Annotated in this window: 12 protein-coding genes; 4 read left to right on the forward strand and 8 right to left on the reverse strand. The window is 50.4% G+C overall.

Annotation, left to right across the window (positions count from 1 at the left end; genetic code table 11):
- Positions 1 to 45: 45 nt before the first annotated feature.
- Positions 46 to 2,076 (forward strand): ATP-binding cassette domain-containing protein, encoded by a 2,031-nt coding sequence (locus AC0QH1_RS08980; RefSeq protein ID WP_324630730.1) that lies wholly within the window; start codon positions 46 to 48, stop codon positions 2,074 to 2,076.
- 73 nt (positions 2,077 to 2,149) lie between these two features.
- Here AC0QH1_RS08980 and AC0QH1_RS08985 read toward each other — a convergent pair whose 3' ends face one another.
- The 7 genes from AC0QH1_RS08985 to AC0QH1_RS09015 form a co-directional block, all read right to left on the reverse strand.
- Positions 2,150 to 3,286, reverse strand: coding sequence for a hypothetical protein (locus AC0QH1_RS08985; RefSeq protein WP_324630731.1), 1,137 nt, complete (start codon positions 3,284 to 3,286; stop codon positions 2,150 to 2,152).
- Positions 3,287 to 3,446: 160 nt separating this feature from the next.
- Positions 3,447 to 5,033, reverse strand: coding sequence for an MBOAT family O-acyltransferase (locus AC0QH1_RS08990; protein WP_324630732.1), 1,587 nt, complete (start codon positions 5,031 to 5,033; stop codon positions 3,447 to 3,449).
- 108 nt (positions 5,034 to 5,141) lie between these two features.
- On the reverse strand, positions 5,142 to 6,218 hold the full coding sequence (gene mutY, locus AC0QH1_RS08995; protein WP_324630733.1) for an A/G-specific adenine glycosylase: 1,077 nt from the start codon (positions 6,216 to 6,218) through the stop codon (positions 5,142 to 5,144).
- 81 nt (positions 6,219 to 6,299) lie between these two features.
- Positions 6,300 to 6,650 carry a DUF760 domain-containing protein gene (locus AC0QH1_RS09000; RefSeq protein WP_324630734.1) on the reverse strand — a complete coding sequence of 117 codons (351 nt, stop codon included), beginning with the start codon at positions 6,648 to 6,650 and terminating at the stop codon, positions 6,300 to 6,302.
- Positions 6,651 to 6,876: 226 nt separating this feature from the next.
- Positions 6,877 to 8,757: a serine/threonine-protein kinase gene (locus AC0QH1_RS09005; protein ID WP_324630735.1), complete on the reverse strand. Its 1,881-nt coding sequence runs from the start codon at positions 8,755 to 8,757 to the stop codon at positions 6,877 to 6,879.
- A gap of 27 nt (positions 8,758 to 8,784) precedes the next feature.
- Positions 8,785 to 10,695, reverse strand: a complete 1,911-nt coding sequence (locus AC0QH1_RS09010) for a serine/threonine-protein kinase (protein WP_324630736.1) — start codon at positions 10,693 to 10,695, stop codon at positions 8,785 to 8,787.
- A gap of 231 nt (positions 10,696 to 10,926) precedes the next feature.
- On the reverse strand, positions 10,927 to 11,151 hold the full coding sequence (locus AC0QH1_RS09015; RefSeq protein ID WP_324630737.1) for a helix-turn-helix domain-containing protein: 225 nt from the start codon (positions 11,149 to 11,151) through the stop codon (positions 10,927 to 10,929).
- A 247-nt stretch (positions 11,152 to 11,398) separates the two neighbouring features.
- Between AC0QH1_RS09015 and AC0QH1_RS09020 the strand changes: the two genes are divergently transcribed.
- Positions 11,399 to 12,010: a hypothetical protein gene (locus AC0QH1_RS09020; protein WP_324630738.1), complete on the forward strand. Its 612-nt coding sequence runs from the start codon at positions 11,399 to 11,401 to the stop codon at positions 12,008 to 12,010.
- A 64-nt stretch (positions 12,011 to 12,074) separates the two neighbouring features.
- On the opposite strand, the gene cax is transcribed toward AC0QH1_RS09020, so the two are convergent.
- On the reverse strand, positions 12,075 to 13,169 hold the full coding sequence (gene cax / locus AC0QH1_RS09025) for a calcium/proton exchanger (RefSeq protein WP_324630739.1): 1,095 nt from the start codon (positions 13,167 to 13,169) through the stop codon (positions 12,075 to 12,077).
- Between the two features lie 873 nt (positions 13,170 to 14,042).
- Here cax and AC0QH1_RS09030 point away from each other — a divergent pair.
- Positions 14,043 to 16,724: a DUF3536 domain-containing protein gene (locus AC0QH1_RS09030; protein ID WP_324630740.1), complete on the forward strand. Its 2,682-nt coding sequence runs from the start codon at positions 14,043 to 14,045 to the stop codon at positions 16,722 to 16,724.
- A 751-nt stretch (positions 16,725 to 17,475) separates the two neighbouring features.
- The gene (locus tag AC0QH1_RS09035) at positions 17,476 to 17,760 is read left to right on the forward strand and encodes a PEP-CTERM sorting domain-containing protein (RefSeq protein WP_324630741.1); all 285 of its coding nucleotides are present in this window, start codon (positions 17,476 to 17,478) and stop codon (positions 17,758 to 17,760) included.
- The last annotated feature ends 256 nt before the right edge of the window (positions 17,761 to 18,016 follow it).

Genomic DNA, 18,016 nt, shown 5'->3' on the forward strand with positions numbered 1-18,016 from the left:
ATCGCTTCTATATCATCCGCAACCTAACCTGGTAGGAACTCTTCCATGTCTCCCACTCAGTTTCTCCTTGAATACGCCAAACAACGCCCATTTTGGATCGTACTGACAATCGGACTCGGTTGGTCAGGGGCATTGTTCAATGGGGTCGGCATGACCCTGCTGGTACCCATTTTATTGGGCTTTCTCGGACAAGAAGTCGAATTTGAGGGAGGACCCCCGATAATTCGTCAAGCACTCTCAATTTTTGACGGAGTAAATCCAGAGTATCGTCTGTGGTTGATGATGGGATTAGTGCTCCTGGCAATTATTTTAAAGAATGCGGCAACAGTAGCTAGCTCTTTAGCCTCCGGTCATCTGGCGCGGTTGCTCGTGAAAGACATTCGCAGCACCGCCATCGACTTACTGTTAAAAATAGATATAGATTTTTACACGAAAACCAAAGTCGGAGACATCATAAACTGCGTCAACCAAGAAGTGAATCGTTGCGCGGGAGCCATTCGCCTTGGCGGTCAGATCGTGACCCAGGCGATCACCGTTTTAATATTTGTGGGGATTCTGCTACTCATCTCTTGGGAGCTGACTTTAGTCTCAACCGTTTTGTTATTAATCGTGCCCTTCGTGTCTCAGTTTATCATTCGACGCTCTAAAAAATACGGACAGCTCCTTTCCGAGAAATCCCGGGAATATTCCAGTTCTTTAATCGAAATGTTAAACGGGATTCGGCTGGTTAAATCAAACAGTCAAGAAAACCAGGAATACCAAAAAATTTACAGACTGATTGAAGGGCGAGAACAAGCGCAGATGAAATCGCAAATTAACTATTCCATCATCAGTCCTGTCAACGAATTAAGCGGAATCGCCGTCATATTGGCGATAATTTTTTTCGGCAGGCTAGTTTTTGCCGATCGCCTCGAATCTTTATCCACCGTTCTGTTAACTTATTTGTTTGTCCTTTCCAGAGTCGTGCCGATTCTCGGGCAGCTCAATAATAGTCGCAGTCAGTTTGCGAATGCAATTCCGAGTACCACGATTGTCAGCGAATTTTTACGGCGAGATGACAAGCCGATTATGAAAAATGGGGTGGATCCTTACCGGAAATTAGAAAAAGGAATTCATTTTGAACGCCTATCTTTTGCTTATCCGGGCACGAATGAGTTAGTCTTGAAAGATATCGACTTGTGGTTGCCAAAAGGCACCACGTTAGCATTAGTCGGCGGATCTGGTGCGGGAAAATCAACCCTGGCAGATTTGCTGCCCAGATTTTACGATCCGAGCCAGGGTCGCATCACCCTCGATGGCAAAGATTTGAGAGAATTCGACCTGCAATCCCTGCGCCAAGCAATGGGAATTGTCAGCCAAGACACCTTTTTGTTTAACGACTCGGTACGCAATAATATTACCTACGGTCGCCCAGATGCCACGGAGGAAGATGCCATCGAAGCCGCAAAGTTGGCCAATGCCTATGAATTTATCATGGATCTGCCACAAGGGTTCGAGACCCAATTAGGCGATCGCGGGATTCTACTTTCCGGCGGACAACGACAGCGCATCGCCATCGCCCGCGCCTTGCTGCACAATCCCGATATATTAATCTTAGATGAAGCCACCAGCGCCCTCGATACGGTTTCCGAACATCTGGTACAACAGGCGATCGAACGCCTCAGTCGCGATCGCACCACCTTAGTCATCGCTCACCGACTCTCCACAATTCAAAACGCCGATAAAATTGCCGTACTCGAAAAAGGAGAAGTCGTAGAACTCGGCACCCACGACGAACTCTTAAAGAAAGATGGCTACTATTACCGTCTTTACAAGATGCAATTTTCTGACGATACTCAAGATTTAGTCAGAAAAGCTCGCAATGAAACCCTAATGAACACCTCCTATGAAATCCGCACTCGTCTCAACCCGATGATTGGTTTCTTGCGCTTACTCCTCGATGAGGTAGCAGACTCTCCTCAGGAGCAACAAGAACTCACCCAAGAATCTTACGAGTGTGCGCTTCGATTGCTCAACACCTTACAGTTCCTAGAAAATCGCGCCAAAGTTCAAAGCGAAAGGAACAATTCCCTATAGAACACTCAGTTCGGTGACGCTTTATCTGGTACAGTGTTATTAAGCGGACAAAAAATCCCCGCCAGTGGATGTCTTATTCCATCGTCTTCTTTGAGACTCCTTGATGATAGCGCGCATATTCTTGACGAATTTCTTCGATTCGGGCGTCTACATTTTCCGGCGTCACCAACACGCCAAAATCCTCTGGAATTTCTTCCCCGCGCTCATCGTCCCCCAAGATTTTACGCAATACCATATCCCCCACTTTTGGAATAAAATGACTGGTATCATAGTACATCCGGTCATTGGTAGTAATCGAATTCAAACCCGAAAAATCCCACACTGCACCTGCATCCGCCACCACTTCCCGCAACCAATTGGCATAATCCTCCATATCGAATTCGGAAAACCGATGTTGATTGATCGGATTGATTACGACAATTCGGTCGATACTTTTCCGATCCATCGCCTCAATTGCCCTCTGATATTCCCCTAAGCTGTCAATTTTTTTCTCGATAGGCTTGGGCTTTTCCCACTCTTTCAATGCTTTGAACTGATTCCCCTCATAGCGATCCGGGTTTTCATTCAAATCGATGTAGTTCTTGTACCAAAAATGGCCGCTTTGAGGGTCAAAGGAATAAATCAGCTCATCTTTCAAATTTCCTTCCACCGCTTCCCACACCGTATTCGGCTGAAATAGAAAATATTTCAAATAAAAGAAGGGGGGAAATTGACCCGTTACCCGAGGATGATCCTGTCGGAACAGTTCTAGGGCGTCTATTTTACCATACCCGAAATCATAGTCTAAGGCCAAAACAATTTGCTTGGGATTTTCATTTTCAACCAGCCATTCTATTTTTCTTCTTGCTCCTAGGGCATTATCTCCTTCAGCATTGAGATTGTAATAATGATAGCCCGACAGTTTGCTCGCCGACTCCACTTGATAGTAGTTTACCCGCGAAGACCCCACCAGAAAAGCGGTTTCCTTCTCCGAATCAAGCAAATGCTCTATTTTCAAGTAGCGCGTATTGGGAGAAAAGTTTTTCTGATTAAAATTAGAGAGACCGAACACTTTGTAAGGGTCGATGAGAAGAGCCGGCAAAGTTTGGAAAGCTAAAAATATTGCTCCTACTGTAGTAAAGAAATAGAGCAAATACGACTTGGATTTGGTCGGAATGGCAGAGGGTTTTGCCATCGAGGTTTCGGAAGAGGTGAGTGGTTTGGATTTCATGTCCTGGAATTTTCCTTTCACAATCTTGGTGGGGGGTAGGGATTCGTTAACAAGGAACGGCAAATTTTATCCTAAAAAAGTCGCGGGGGATGGAGGGATTGGGGGTAGGGTCGCGACCTTGTAGGGGAGAGGGTGGAGGGGAGAAATACACAGGGAGTGATTAGAATTGGAAGTAAAGAAATTCCGTAGGTCTGAGCAAAAACACCAAGCTCAAACCGGCGGCGAGTCCCACCACTACAGACCATTGCGGAGTGGGTTTCCATTGCAGTTTTTCCCACCAGACATTGCCCAAACGACCTGACGGAAATTCGGCGGGATAATCCAGTGCGGGATTAGCGCGTTCCATCCACTGCTGAGTATTGGGCGCACCCCAAGCGATCGCGAGCAATAAAACAATCCAAAACATTGCCAGCGGGGAGGGTAAAGCAGTTTTCGACCCAGCCAAAATCCCATTAAACTGCACGATCGCACTGGGCAAAAAGCCGAGAAACTTCTCCGTAAACCCGGGCAAAGAAATCCCATTTCCGCCAAACATAGCAGTCAACATTGCGCCCGCCGCTTCCATGCTGGTTGCCCGAAAGAATACCCAAGCCACCACCACCACAAAAAAGGTCAGCACGCAACCCAAAACGCGACTCCACCAAGACCCTTTCGCCTTAATATCTTGTCCGAGAAGCTTGCGAAATTGCAGCCATTGTTGGTGAATCACCAGATAAGAACCATGTAACCCACCCCAGAGGACGAAATTCCAGCCCGCGCCGTGCCATAACCCGCCTAACAACATGGTAATCATTAAATTAACATAGCGGCGGATTTTCCCCTGGCGATTGCCACCGAGGGGAATGTAAAGGTAATCGCGCAAAAAGCGGGAAAGGGTCATGTGCCAGCGCCGCCAAAACTCGCTAATATTCACCGCTTTGTAAGGCGAATTAAAATTAAGCGGGAGTTTGATACCGAACATCCGGGCCGCGCCAATCGCCATATCGGAATAGCCCGAAAAATCGAAATAAAGCTGCATCGTATAGGCAAGTGCCCCACACCATGCCTCAAAGAAACTCAACGTGGCCCCATTTGCCGCCGCATCAAACACGGGAGTCGCGTAAAGCGCAACAGTATCGGCAAAAATCACTTTTTTGAATAACCCAATCGAAAAAATCGTAATTCCCACCGACAAATTTTCCCGATTGAAATGGTAAATTGCTTTTTGGGCAAACTGAGGCAGCACCTCTTTGTGCAGAACGATGGGGCCGGCGATAAGCTGGGGAAAAAACGAAACGAACAAGCAGTACCGGAGAAAATTGTATTCCTTCGTTTCCCCATTGTAAGCATCAACTAGATAGGAAATCTGCTGGAACGTAAAAAAGGAAATCCCTAAGGGGAGGAAAATGTCTCCCAGGTCGATATTCGCGTTCGCGATCGCGTTAACGGTATCTGCGAAAAAATTGGCATATTTAAAATAGCCAATCGAACCCAAATTAACCGCCATGCCAAAAATCAACAGTCCTTTGCGCTTTAGGGTCGAACTAACACTATCTTTACTCAGGAGCGAGCCTAAGCAATAGTTAAACAGAATCGAACCCAGAATTAATAATAGATAAGGCGGATTCCACCACCCGTAGAAAAATAAAGAAGCGGCCACCAAAAAGGCGATCGCCCAGCGATAGTGGCCGATTTTCCCAACGGTAAAAAAACCCAGCAGGGCAATCGGCAAAAACACGCAGATAAATTCGTAAGAATTAAACAGCACGGCTTTCCTCAGTGCAAACAGAAATAAGTTAGTACAAGCCACTGCTGCCACTAAAGCGATCGTTTAGCGGCACTCGATCCATTCTTATTTCAGCTTACCCTACACCGGTTAGCCCTGACGTAACGCTTGGATAATCTTTACATTAGCTTTAGGAAACGGAAACCGATCCATCTCCTCTAACCTCACCCAGCGCACCTCATCGCACTCCAACGGTTGCGGATCCCCGCTTAACAGGCGACAGTGATGCACGTTGAGGGTGACGCGAAAATGAGTATAAGCGTGTTCCACCGAGATCAGATGCGCGCCCACTTCGATTTCGATCCCCAACTCTTCGCGAATTTCGCGAGCAATACAAGCTTCCACGGTTTCTCCCGCTTCGAGTTTACCGCCTGGAAACTCCCACAATCCTCCTAGCAAACCTTCTTGCCGGCGTCGGTCAATTAAAATCTGTCCGCTATCGTTCCAGATAACGGCAACACCAATATTTTTATGAGGAATGGGACGAGAAGAAGAGCGCATAGGTAACTGAGATTGCAGATTAAGTTGATAAGCTTGGCAGTGGGGAGTCCAAGGGCAACGATCGCAGTTTGGATTTTTCGGCGTACAAACCTTTGCCCCCAAATCCATCAGCGCTTGATTGAAATCGCGCGGGCGGTTCGGATCCAAAAGACAGTCGGAAAGCTGCCATAACCACTTCATCGCTTTATTCGGTGGCACCGACAATCCTATCACTCTAGCCAAAATCCGCTTCACGTTGCCATCGAGAACCGAAACCGGGAGATCGAACGCCGCACTGAGGATCCCGCCTGCAGTGGTTCGTCCGATTCCCGGTAACGCCATCACCGCATCTAAAGTATTGGGAAACACCCCACCGTGACGGCGGACGATTTCCTCGGCGGCGCGGTGCAGATTGCGCGCGCGGGCGTAGTATCCCAGACCTTGCCACGCTTTCAGCACCGCTTGTTGGTCGGCGCAGGCCAGTTTTTCCACCGTGGGAAACCGTTTTAACCAGCGTTCGTAGTAGGGAATCACCGTTTTCACTTGGGTCTGTTGTAGCATAATTTCCGAGACCCAAATTGGGTAAGGGTCTTGTCCGCGACGCCACGGTAAATCCCGACAATTCCTGCCATACCATGCCAATAAAGATTCACGCAGGGATACAATAACAGAATTCGGCAAACTCATCGAGGAGCTTGCCGAGTTTTGAGAGGTTGCGAGTTTAAAATTCCGGTGTTTTGAGTCCACGTTGCGATTCGCTGTCTCTGCTTACTCCGGGTCGGAAGAATGACCCTCACTCAATTGCAACGATTGTTCGAATTTCATGCGTTGTTCGGCGTTGCGGAGAAAATAGCCGCTCATCATGGCCGAAGCTAATAAGCGCCCGAGATGCTCGCGATTAGTGGTCACGGTGACGCCGAAATGTTCTGCCGGGAGATTGCCCAACAGTCCGACGATATTGCGTTCCATCACCTGAAACACTTCCGAAGAAGCGGGTTTAGAAAGTTGAGAGACCGTTTCGGGACTCATCGATTGGACGTATTGCCAGAGGATATTATTGTTGTCCCCATTTCCTTCACCGAATTCTGGGGAGCGATCGCGATTGGGTATTGGGTTCATGTTTGACCTCCGTTGAGTGGTTTGTTTGTGTAAGAGCTGTTAAGTGGTTTTGAGTTAAATATTATTTCGAGGGATAGCTGAAAAATAATTAAGTTCTTAACTGTTTCTAATGTAACAGGTTTCCTGGGAAAGGTAAGTAGGCGCAACCGAACAAAAAGGGACGGTTTGGGTGACGATATGGGAGTGTTGTAGGGGTTGTGTCGGGGAATTTAGGCAAGGTTTTCGCTCAAAGGACGAGGGCGTGAGACGGTGCGGGAGACCGGGTAGGCGATCGCCAACTGAAAACCGCCCCATCGCTACTGGCGCTGACAATGATTTCTCCGTCGCCACTGATGGCCACATCAGTTACGGGGGCGCGATGCCCCTTCAAGGTAGCCAGCAATTTCCCAGTGGGCAAGTGCCAGACTTTCAGGGTGCGATCGCGAGACCCACTGACCAGGGTTTGTCCATCCGGGGCAATTGCCAGTGCCCAAATCGTTCCTGAATGACCGTTGAGGGTCTGTTTTTCTTCTCCCGTGGCCAAATCCCAGACTTTAATCGTTTTGTCTAAATCGCCACTGACCAGGGTTTTGCCATCGGGAGCAACCCTGACACAAGTCACCGCCGCGCAATGGCCCGTCAGGGTGCCTAGTAATTCGCCACGGTGCAAATTCCACAGTTTAATCGTCTTATCGCCACTGCCACTGATCGAAGTTTGATTATCCGGATGAATGGTCAGGGATGTGACTCCGTAGGAATGACCTTCCAGGGTGCGGATCGACTCACCAGTGGGGAGATGCCAGAGTTTGAGGGTTTTGTCGCAACTGCCGCTAACGAGGGTTTGGTCATTGGAAAGCATTGCCACTGCCGCCACCCAAGAGGAATGACCTTCCAGGGTGCGAATTAATCCGCCTGTAGGCAGATGCCAAATTTTTATCGTATTATCCGAACTTCCACTGACCAAAATATTGCCATCTGCACTCATTGCCACGGACCAGATGGCATCTGCATGATGGCCTAGGGTGCGTAGCAGTTGTCCGGTGGCGAGGTTCCACACTTTAATGGTGCGATCCCAGCTTCCGGTAACCAAGATATGGCCTCCCGGACCGATCGCCACCGACCAGACGCAATCGCGATGACCGATAAAAGCTTTATCGCGGGTCATGCTTGCTGCCTGTGGGAGGGAAACCCCTGTGGGTATGGTTGCTGTTGTCGGTTCTGAGAGTCGCACAACGGCGAGCTGTTGGAGAATTTCCTGGGAATTGGCGGGGCGTTGTCCGGGTAAATGAGCCATCAGGCGATCGATGAAATCCAGGAGGGGGGGAGAAATGTGGGAAACGGCACTGCGCCAGCGCAACTCAGAAGTGTAGGCGTCGTAAAAAGTGAGGGGATGCGAAGCGGTCAGCAAATAGACGAAGGTGCGGCCCAAGGCAAAAAAATCGGATTGGGGGACCGTCCAGCCATTTTCTTGTTCTGGAGGGGCATATCCTCGGGAGATAATTGCGGTACCGGGTTGGCCGGCACTCATTTTGGCCAAGTAAGTATCGGAGACTTCGCGAACCGTGCCAAAGTCAATTAAGGCCAACTTTCCAGTGGGTTGCAGCATGATATTGCTCGGTTTGATATCCCGGTGGAAAAATTGCCGCGTGTGGACATCGTGGAGGATTTGGGTGAGTTCGGTGAGCCATAAATGGGCTAAGTGTTGGTCGATCGCCCGTCCGCGCTGTTTTAGCCACTGCTCTAGGTTGACCCCTTCGATTTTTTCCATGACCAAACCATGTAAGGGGGATTGACAAGCCGGATGATTTATGGTAAAAGCCCCCCCCGGATCGACTTTGGGAATGCCGGGGCGATCGAGCTGACTGAGCACCCGGGCTTCTTGGTGAAACAGAGACAGGGCTTTTTGGTGGGTGCTACAGTCGTGAAATTGCGCCAGATTGAGGAGTTTGAGGACTTTGCGCTGACCGTGGTGGTCGAGTTCGTAGGTCATGCTAAACCCCCCCTGACTGAGGGGGGCGATGGGGCGATACTGGCCGAGGAGGAGCAATTCAAAGCCACAACTGCGACAGAATTGCTCGCGATCGCCATTCTGGGGTTCGGGACAACCGGGGTTGATGCAGTAGCTCATGGCATCGCCTCTTGTCTTCTTTTTGCCCTAGGGCGGCATTTGCCATATTCTGATTTGTTTGTCAAGACCGGCACTGACAAAATGTCGATTATCTGGCGCGATCGCCAGCGCCCGGACATACCCACTGCTGCTAATGGTGCTTTTTAGGGTGCCATTACTCAAATTCCACAGCTTGATAGTGCCATCGCTGCTACCGCTGAGCAGGGTTTTGCCATCGGGACTAATCGCCACCGCCGACACGTACTTTTGACGCCCGTGGAGGGTTTTTTTTAATTCGCCAGAGCGCAGATCCCACAGTCTTACCGTACCATCGTGACTGCCGCTGGCAAGGGTTTCTCCATCGGGAGCGATCGCCAGGGAAGACACCCAGTCCGTATGACCGTAGAGAGTATCCACCCGAGTGCCAGAGGAGAGATTCCAAACGCCGATCGTTCTGTCGCTGCTGGCAGAAATGGCGGTTTCTCCATCGGGAGTGATGACCACTGCATTCACCCAGTTGCGATGACCGCGCAGGGTGCGCTCGAGCTTACCAGATTTGAGGTTCCAGACTTTCACCGTGTTGTCACTACTGCCACTGACGAGAGTCTTGCCATCACCCGATATGGCCACCGAATTCACCGCTTTCTCGTGACTGGAAAGGGTATATTGCACAATACCCAGAATTAAATTCCATGCTTTGATAGTGGTATCGTCGCTGGCACTGATCAGGGTTTTGCCATCGGGAGAGATGGCAAGGGATCTGACCCAGTTGCGATGTCCCTTCAGGGTGATTTTTTCTTTGCCAGAGGCGAAATTCCACACCTTGATGGTATAGTCCCAGCCGCCACTCACCAAGGTTTTGCCATTGGGAGCGATCGCCACTGAATTGACCCAATGACTCTGAGCTTTGAAGGGAGTGGGAAAAGAGGGCAAGTAACGGACGAAGTAAGCAGATTCCTCCCTGGAAGCTGATTCCAAATAAATTGGCACGGCTGCTACTGCCACGATCGCCGCGATCGCCATCGCTCCTTTCACCAACCAATGGAATTGAACCGAGGGGAAGGATATTGACGCAGGTGGGGCAGGTTTAAACGGTGGGGGTGGCGGTTCTTGCAATTGTCGCTCGAGTTGTCCTACCCGCAACAAAATTTCCTGGGTATTCTTGGGTCGATTTCCCGGAAAGGGTTCCATCAGCTCATCGATAAAATTCGCCAGCAGCGGAGAAATTCCCGGTGCGGCGTTGCGCCACAAGAGTTGTCCGGTGCGCGGGTCTTCGTCAAACTCGTTGGGATGAAAGCCGGTGAGCAAGTAGACAAAGGTGCGTCCCAAAGCGTAAAAGTCCGATTGGGGGACGGCTTTGTTGTTGATTTGTTCGAGGGGGGTGTAGCCGGCAGAGGTGATGCTGGTGATGTTTTGCCCGCCTCCGACTTTAGCTAGGTAGGTATGGGTCATTTCCCGGGCCGTGCCAAAGTCGATTAAGACCAGGCGATCCCCATCTGGAGAGCTGTGGGGAGTGGTAGGAGTCCGCACCATGATGTTGGCGGGTTTGATATCGCGGTGGAAATATTGCAGTTGGTGGACTTTTTGTAAGATCTGCGCCAGTTGTTTTAACCAGTGGAGGGCTTGGAGTTGGCTTAGCCTGTGGGGTGTGAAAGTGCTGAGCCATTCTTCTAGGTTTTGCCCGTGGATTTTCTCCATCACCAGGCAATGCAGGGGTTCGGGGCTATTGTGGGGCCAATAGAGAAAGTAACCATCGGCTTCGACTCGGGGAATGCCGGGGTCTTTGAGTCGGAGCAATACGGCGGCTTCTTGTTGGAATAGTTCGACGGCTTTGGGATTTTTTTCGATGAGCACTTTGAGCACTTTGGACTCGCCGCGATCGCTCACCTCATAGATTTTGCCAAAGCCTCCTTCACAGCTCAATAACCGCAATACGCGATAGCGATGGTTGACCAGCAATTCAGACCCGCACTGACAACAGATCTGGCTGTTAATGTTGGCGGGGTGGTTTGGTTGGGGGCACCTGGGATTGATGCAAAGGCTCATGGGAGGCTACCGTAGGAGGCTGTATTTGCAGTATAGGCAGGTTTTGCCTCCCGCGCCCACCGACCATTCCCCGGGGCAAGAAAGAGTGCTTTTGAGCTGAGCGCAATCCGCCAAAAGCTCTCGTTGTTCCTTTTTACCTGTGCTTTAGTCCGGTTTCCCCTCCTCATCGGGAACGTACTGAATCAGATCTGCAGGGGTACACTCCAATACTTTGCACAATTTATTGAGCTTTTTTCCACCGATGGCTGGCAGGTCCTTCGCGTTTTTCAGCTTGGAGACGGTTACCGGATGCAGTTGCATTTTTTCAGCCAGCTCATCATTGCTCATACAACGCTCTGCCATGACGACTCGCAAACGCCAGCGGATCATAGTTTGTTTCTTGTTTGTTTGTCTGTGTTTTTTTTAGCTTTCCCTCAAGCTGGAAAGACTGCAACGATAGCTTTTGACGCTATCGCTCGTCCTCCTCTCGAGGCTATTATTAATTTTTGTTGCTTTTTTAACTTAGCAAAATAATCAGTTAGTTGAGTGTGCTAGAATAGAGAGTAACACAACAGCGATCGCTACCGCCAAAACTATCCTGCTTTTGACCTTCTACGAACCGATCGGGGACTCTACCATGAAACCTCATCAAAATGTGACCCTGGAAACTTCCGTACCCAGCCTCATCGGCCAAGGCTACATTGACCCCACAGATCCGCAGCAGTTGCCGATCTCGCGCGAAGATATCGCTCTGGTCTTGGAAATCGAGCCGGCGCAAATCGACCCCGATGGCATTCATCGCTGGCCCCACATGCTGCACGTGCGTCTGCAAAGCGGTCGCTGTACTTGTGTCAGTTACCGCTCTTTACCCGGATGGGCAGAAGCCGGAGAAGCGGCAATCTGGCGCTGCGAGAGTAAGGCACAACTCTACGACTTGGCCGAGGTGGTGCGTGCTGAGAAAAAACGCTTCAAAAGCCGATATGCGCCGGAAACCCTAGCACAATGGCGGGAAGCGTGGAAGACCCATTGCGATCGCGTCGGGGAGATTGAAGCGCGGCGTGAGGAAGCCAATTCCTGGAAAGAAAGCTGGAAAAACATCGCGAAGTATTGCACCAATCTCAAAAGTTTCCAATTCTTCTTGGACGAATGGCGTCACCAAGCCACCAATTTTGCTGATTTACCCGATATCGTCCTCGAAACCAAAGAAATCTTGCAACAGCGCTGGAATTGGCTTTCTCAGGCTTCCTAGTACGGCAGAAAAAAAAGGTGAGCAGCGCCCACCTAACCAACTTCCATCCCATCTCAAATCGCACCTACCCGATCCCGGGAATCGCAGGATGGAAATAAAATGCCAATCCCAATATCAAATAAGTCGCTAACAGCAGGGTGCCTTCCAACCAATCGGACCGCCCATCAGAACTGACAGAATTGGCAATCAATACGGACACCGTTACCGCCACCAGTTCAAACGGGTTAAAGTTCAAATCCATCGGTTGACCCAACACCCAGCCGGCCAGGACCAACACTGGGGCGACAAATAGGGCAATCTGCAAACTGGATCCCACAGCCACGGAAACGGACAAATCCATTTTGTTTTTCATCGCCACGGTAACGGCGGTGGCATGTTCTGCTGCGTTGCCGATAATCGGCACCACAATCACCCCAGTAAACAGGGCAGTCAATCCCAGCATGGAGGTTGCTTCTTCTAGGGAATCCACCAGCAGTTCCGACTCTAGTGCCACTAGGAGGGTGCAAACTAATAACACCCCCGTCCACAAGAGGGTATTGGGTTTGGGAGTATGGGTAGGGTCTTCATCTTCCTGTTGCGCTTCTCCCACCTCGCACAGATAGGCATGGGTTTTCATGGAAAACAGGAGGGTGAGTCCGTAGACGAGAATCAAGACGATCGCTACTCCACTCGAGAGCTGCTGCATCCGGGTTTCCTCAATTCCACTGGAGGTGACATCCACCGCCGTGGGCAGCAAAATCGCGATCGCGGCTAAATTCATCGCCGAGGCATTCAGTCGCGCCACGATTGGCGGAAATTCTTGCTGTTTGTAGCGCAGCCCTCCTAAAAGCATGGAAAATCCCAGGACGAGAAGCAAGTTACTGATAATCGACCCGGTAATGCTGGCTTTGACCACACTCACGAATCCGGCATTGAGCGCCACAAGGGCAATAATCAGTTCCGTGGCATTGCCAAAGGTGGCATTGAGCAATCCTCCTAAGTTCGGACCGACCACTACGGCAATTTCTTCCGTAGCGATGCCCATCCAAGCCGCCAGGGGGATAATCCCCAAACAAGCGGTGATGAATATGGTGAGCGATCCCCACTGGAGGAAGTGACCGGCCATCGAAATGGGGACAAACACGAGCAAGCCAATGAAAATAATGTTTTTGACTGACATCAAAGTTGTTGGGTTATCCGTCGGTAATTATCTGTGAATCATTTGCAACCAGCAGTTGGCAGAAGGACAAGCGCCCTACAGATACGCCTGCCCCTGGATGCAAACTACAAGGAACTACAAGATTGATGGCATGAAGCCTCCCCCACCTGAATTGCGCGAGGTGGGGGTGTCGCAATCCTAACCTGGAACTGCGGTAGTCCACAAGTCACACAGACAGGCCCTGCTTCTAAGGGAACGAAAAAAGCGTTGGCGATCGGATTAAGGAGTTTCATGTTGTCTGTTCTGAAGCACTACATAGAAAATCAGGGCTACGATAATTAGTTGCTGCCGTTTTTCGAGCAACACCTGCCGTTGGCGAGGTGGGGGAATGCGTCACTCATTTTTTCAATGTTCAATTTTCAAAGTTTCTGCCCAATATTGACTCTTATAGGTTACTGATGAAAAGCGGCGCTCCCGAAGATGGTCTGGGGTGAGAATGAATGAAATGCAGTATTATAGCAATTTTTTTTAGAGTTGGGTTTTTCGGAACATTAAATTTTGTTTTAAAGTGTTAAGTAATCCTGGAGAGCGCGGCAATTTTAATGGGGATCGGTTATAGTGCTTACTGATGCTTCACAAACCCGGTCGGCAATGTAGCCACTAACGGAATTTATACCTAGAAACCCTATGGGTGGGGTGGGAACGGATCGCCGAGTGACCCAGACAAACAGGGTTGCGACGCACACTTCGGAAACATATTCCCGTAGCGCGCCTGATAGTGTGAGTGTTCTTTCCCAGTGGAAAAGAGACCCTTAACCCACACTGACTGGGGAAATTTGTCGTCCCCTGAGAATGAAGATATTGTCGTTTGTTAACACAAAAGCCAAGAAATAGATGACTAACCACTCTGAAACCGCCTCTGCGCTTGATGCGGCGTTAACCGAACTGAAGCCAGAAGTACAACAACCAATCAGGGAAAATCGCCCCTTAACCCTCGATCCCCTAAAAACAGCCACCGGGGTGTACGTGACCATTCACGGTCATTTCTATCAGCCACCGCGAGAAAATCCCTATCTAGATGCCATAGAAAGGCAACCCAGTGCAGCGCCATTCCACGACTGGAACGAGCGAATTTACCACGAATGCTATCGCCCGAATGCTTTTGCCAGAGTGTTGAACGATCGCGGGGAAGCGATCGGAATCGTAAACAATTATGAATATCTCAGCTTCAATATCGGTGCCACCTTAATGACGTGGCTGGAACGCTACGACATGGAGGTGTACAAACGAATTATCGAAGCCGATCGCAAAAGTGCCGAACGCCTAAACGGACATGGAAATGCGATCGCCCAAGTCTACAATCATATCATCATGCCCCTAGCCAACGAGCGGGATAAATACACCCAAATCCGCTGGGGCAAAGAAGACTTCCGCTTGCGCTTCGGGCGCGATCCCGAAGGCATGTGGCTTGCGGAAACTGCCGTAGACGCGCTCACCATCGAAGCCCTAATCGCTGAAGACATCAAATTTATCATCCTCGCGCCCTCGCAAGCGCAACGCTGTCGAGCGATCCCCACCGAGAGCAACCCAGAACCGGAGTGGCTAGAAGTGGGCGGCGGACAAATCGATCCCACCCGTCCCTATCGCTATTATCTCCCCGAAACCGATGACACTGGAGAGCGCAAATTTATCGATATCTTCTTCTACGACGGGCCGATTTCGCGGGATATGGGCTTTAATGACGTGCTGACCAGTTCCCAACATTTAGTCGGACGACTGGGCTTAGCCATTCATGGCGATCGCCGACCCAGCCAACTCCTGAGTGTGGCTACGGATGGGGAAACCTTCGGACACCACAAACGGGGGAAGGAAAAATGCCTCGCCTACGCCTTCACTGAAGAATTCTCTCGCCGGGGTTGGACGGTGACCAACTATGCCCATTATTTAAGCATCACTCCCCCCACCTGGGAAGTGGAACTCAAACCGATCACCGCTTGGAGTTGCTCCCACGGGGTCAATCGCTGGCAAGATGACTGTGGATGCGGCGGTGGCGGCGGCTGGCACCAAAAATGGCGGCGTCCCTTGCGCGAATCCCTCAACTGGCTGCGCGACGAAGCGATCCAGGTCTACGAAGAAGAAGCAACGCGCTTTTTTGCCGATCCTTGGGGGACGCGGGATGAGTACATCCAGGTCATCCGCGATCGCTCGGAGGATAACCTGCAGCGCTTCTTCGAACGCCACCAAAATCACACCCTGAAGCAATCCGAGCAAGTCGATGCCTTGCGCTTGCTGGAAATGCAGCGTCACAGCTTGCTCATGTACACCAGTTGCGGCTGGTTCTTTGAAGAAATCTCCCGCCCGGAAGGGGTGCAAATTCTCCGCTACGCCGCCCGGGCGATCGAACTGGCAGGGGATGTGGCGGGGATCGAACTGGAACGGGAATTTATCGCTCGCCTCGCTTGGGCACCGAGCAATGTGGAATTGTTTAAAGATGGTGCCAATGTCTACCATCATTTGGTGCAAACTGCCCAAATTAGCTTAGAACAAGTGGCGGCTCACTACGCCATTAGCGGGTTGTTTGCCAACTATTCCGAACAACAACACCTCTACTGCTACCAGGCTTATCGCCGGGATTATCAGTTGCAACGCATGGGCCCGCTGACTCTGGCGGTGGGACAGTTGCAGTTGATCTCGGACATTACCCGCGAAAGTCTCGATTTGGTGTTTGCGGTCCTCCATCTGGGTGGCTGGGATTTCCACTGCTGCATTCAGCCGTTTGCTGGACGACGGGCCTACACCACTATGAAAGAACAGTTGTTTGCGGCGATCCAAGAAGCGAGTGTGGCGCACGCTATTCTGGTGATGAACGAGCATTTCGATGGCAAATGGTATAGTTTGCGCGATTTGTTTGCAGAAGAACGTCACCGAATTATGCGCCTGCTAAGTCAGGAAACTTTGATGAGACTCGATCAGCTTTACAGCCAGGTGTATCGCGATAATTATGGGGTGATGATGGGCTTCCATCGCGATGAGCTGCCGGTGCCGAAAGAGTTGCAGGTGGCAGCAGAAATCGCTTTGGGTCATCGCTGCATGATGGAGGTGACGGGTCTGGAACAGGAAATGGGCAATGCGGTTGGGGATCTGGAGAAGATTTCTTGTCATCTGAGCGAGTTGGAGGCGATCGCTACGGAAGCGGCACACATGCGCTGTCATTTCCAACTGAGCGAGGCGAAGCGGATTCTCGAAGGTCTGATCGAGCGATCGCTGTGGCATCTGCTGCACGACGCGAAAGCGGAAACGGTGGAATCGGCGATCGCTGTGTTGGAACGTCTGATCGCGGTGGGCGAAAAGCTTCATCTGGCTCTGTGTCTCGATCGCGCTCAAGAGCTTTTATTCTATTGGCTCCAGGGGACTCTCGCCGAACAATCCATTGGGGTGGATGAGGAGAACATTACACCGACAGATGCTTCGGATTCTTCTATTGACTGGCAAGGTTCGGGGTTGCGTCGTCGCCTGCTGTTGTTGGGTCAACAGCTTAAGGTGGATGTGAATCTCTGGTTAGAACAGCTTCAGTAATTTTTCGCCACATCCCGATTCCCCCCTCTGCCTCGCCGTAGAGGGGGGATTTTCTTTGCCATCGAGTGGGTTCGTCGGTTTTTGCCGATGTGACCTGTCAGGGCAATTGCTACATTGCTGGTTCCATTCCTCCTGGGCGATCGCCTGTGGTGCTTCGGTGCAAATTCTCCTCACCTTTCTCCGATTAATGGCTGAAAAATCTCCCAAAAATCAAATCAAGCGGGAACTTAATTGTCTGAAATTTCGTCTTTAAAATAATCAAATTTTTAGCAGGTATTTTTCCGCGAATACTTCACCCTTTACTACCAAAAATATTTCCTCTCGCGCAGGATAATACCCCAGGCAGAAATACGGGGTAAAATTACTGCGATCGCCCTGGATTACTGGCAGGGATCGCAGGTGGTTTCCCCGCTTCGGGTTTCCCTAGTTTTCTTTCCTCCTCTATCTTTGGCTGTAGAATCTTCCAGCACTTTGCTGGTAGGAAATCTCACTTCAGAACGATGAGTCTTTTGTCTTCAGCCAATTAGAATGAAGCTAGTCGAAAAGCTGGGATGAGAATGATATTTTAAGGTTTTTTATCTCGCAATCGATTGCGATCGCCAAACCGAAAGCGTTGAATATGCGATCCAAATCACAACCCTCCCCGATCGCAAACACTCAGGCACGGTGAGCAATCGCAATGACAACCTAGCCGTTTGCCTCGATGATTAAAATTAGCAAGTCAAGGTATTGAATTAAGGAGATAATCAAGATGTTTGACAAAATTTCTCTCGGATTGGCCTCTATCTGTGCGTTTCAGATCGCTGCGATGGGGTTCGCCTCCCCCGCCGCCGCTGAATACAGTCTCCATGACCCTCATCGCACTCTGACCCTGGACTGTTCCCAAGAGGAATGCTCGATTAGGGGCGAGACAACCGCAACATTCGACCCTCCCGAACCGCGCAAAATTCCCGAACCCGGAACCGTCGGTGCTCTGTTATTGATGGGTTTGGGAATGGTTTGCTATCACGGGAAGCGCCCCCAGGCACAAGGGTAATAATGGTTCCAGGGAAAATCTAGGCCAGTGCGATCGCGATCGCTTAGCGCATATGCCATCCCCCACCACCCCACCACTTCAGCAATCCTTCTCAAACCCGTTTTCCGAGAAAGCGGGTTTTTCGCACTCTATTCAAAGGCATTTGCAAAACTCAACTATGTCCCATCATTGGGCGATCGCATCATCCCTGAAGCGCAATTGAACCTTCTAAGTCCGGCGTAAAGCAATCAGCGCATTGCACATAAGCCCTGCCTCC

Source organism: Phormidium sp. CCY1219 (assembly GCF_055795085.1).

Excerpts from the sequence above, each read along its gene's own strand:
- AC0QH1_RS08980 (WP_324630730.1), top strand. The coding sequence starts at position 46 with ATGTCTCCCACTCAGTTTCTCCTTGAATACGCCAAACAACGCCCATTT.
- AC0QH1_RS08985 (WP_324630731.1), bottom strand. The coding sequence starts at position 3,286 with ATGAAATCCAAACCACTCACCTCTTCCGAAACCTCGATGGCAAAACCC.
- mutY (WP_324630733.1), bottom strand. The coding sequence starts at position 6,218 with ATGAGTTTGCCGAATTCTGTTATTGTATCCCTGCGTGAATCTTTATTG.
- AC0QH1_RS09000 (WP_324630734.1), bottom strand. The coding sequence starts at position 6,650 with ATGAACCCAATACCCAATCGCGATCGCTCCCCAGAATTCGGTGAAGGA.
- AC0QH1_RS09005 (WP_324630735.1), bottom strand. The coding sequence starts at position 8,757 with ATGAGCTACTGCATCAACCCCGGTTGTCCCGAACCCCAGAATGGCGAT.
- AC0QH1_RS09015 (WP_324630737.1), bottom strand. The coding sequence starts at position 11,151 with ATGATCCGCTGGCGTTTGCGAGTCGTCATGGCAGAGCGTTGTATGAGC.
- AC0QH1_RS09020 (WP_324630738.1), top strand. The coding sequence starts at position 11,399 with ATGAAACCTCATCAAAATGTGACCCTGGAAACTTCCGTACCCAGCCTC.
- cax (WP_324630739.1), bottom strand. The coding sequence starts at position 13,169 with ATGTCAGTCAAAAACATTATTTTCATTGGCTTGCTCGTGTTTGTCCCC.
- AC0QH1_RS09030 (WP_324630740.1), top strand. The coding sequence starts at position 14,043 with ATGACTAACCACTCTGAAACCGCCTCTGCGCTTGATGCGGCGTTAACC.
- AC0QH1_RS09035 (WP_324630741.1), top strand. The coding sequence starts at position 17,476 with ATGTTTGACAAAATTTCTCTCGGATTGGCCTCTATCTGTGCGTTTCAG.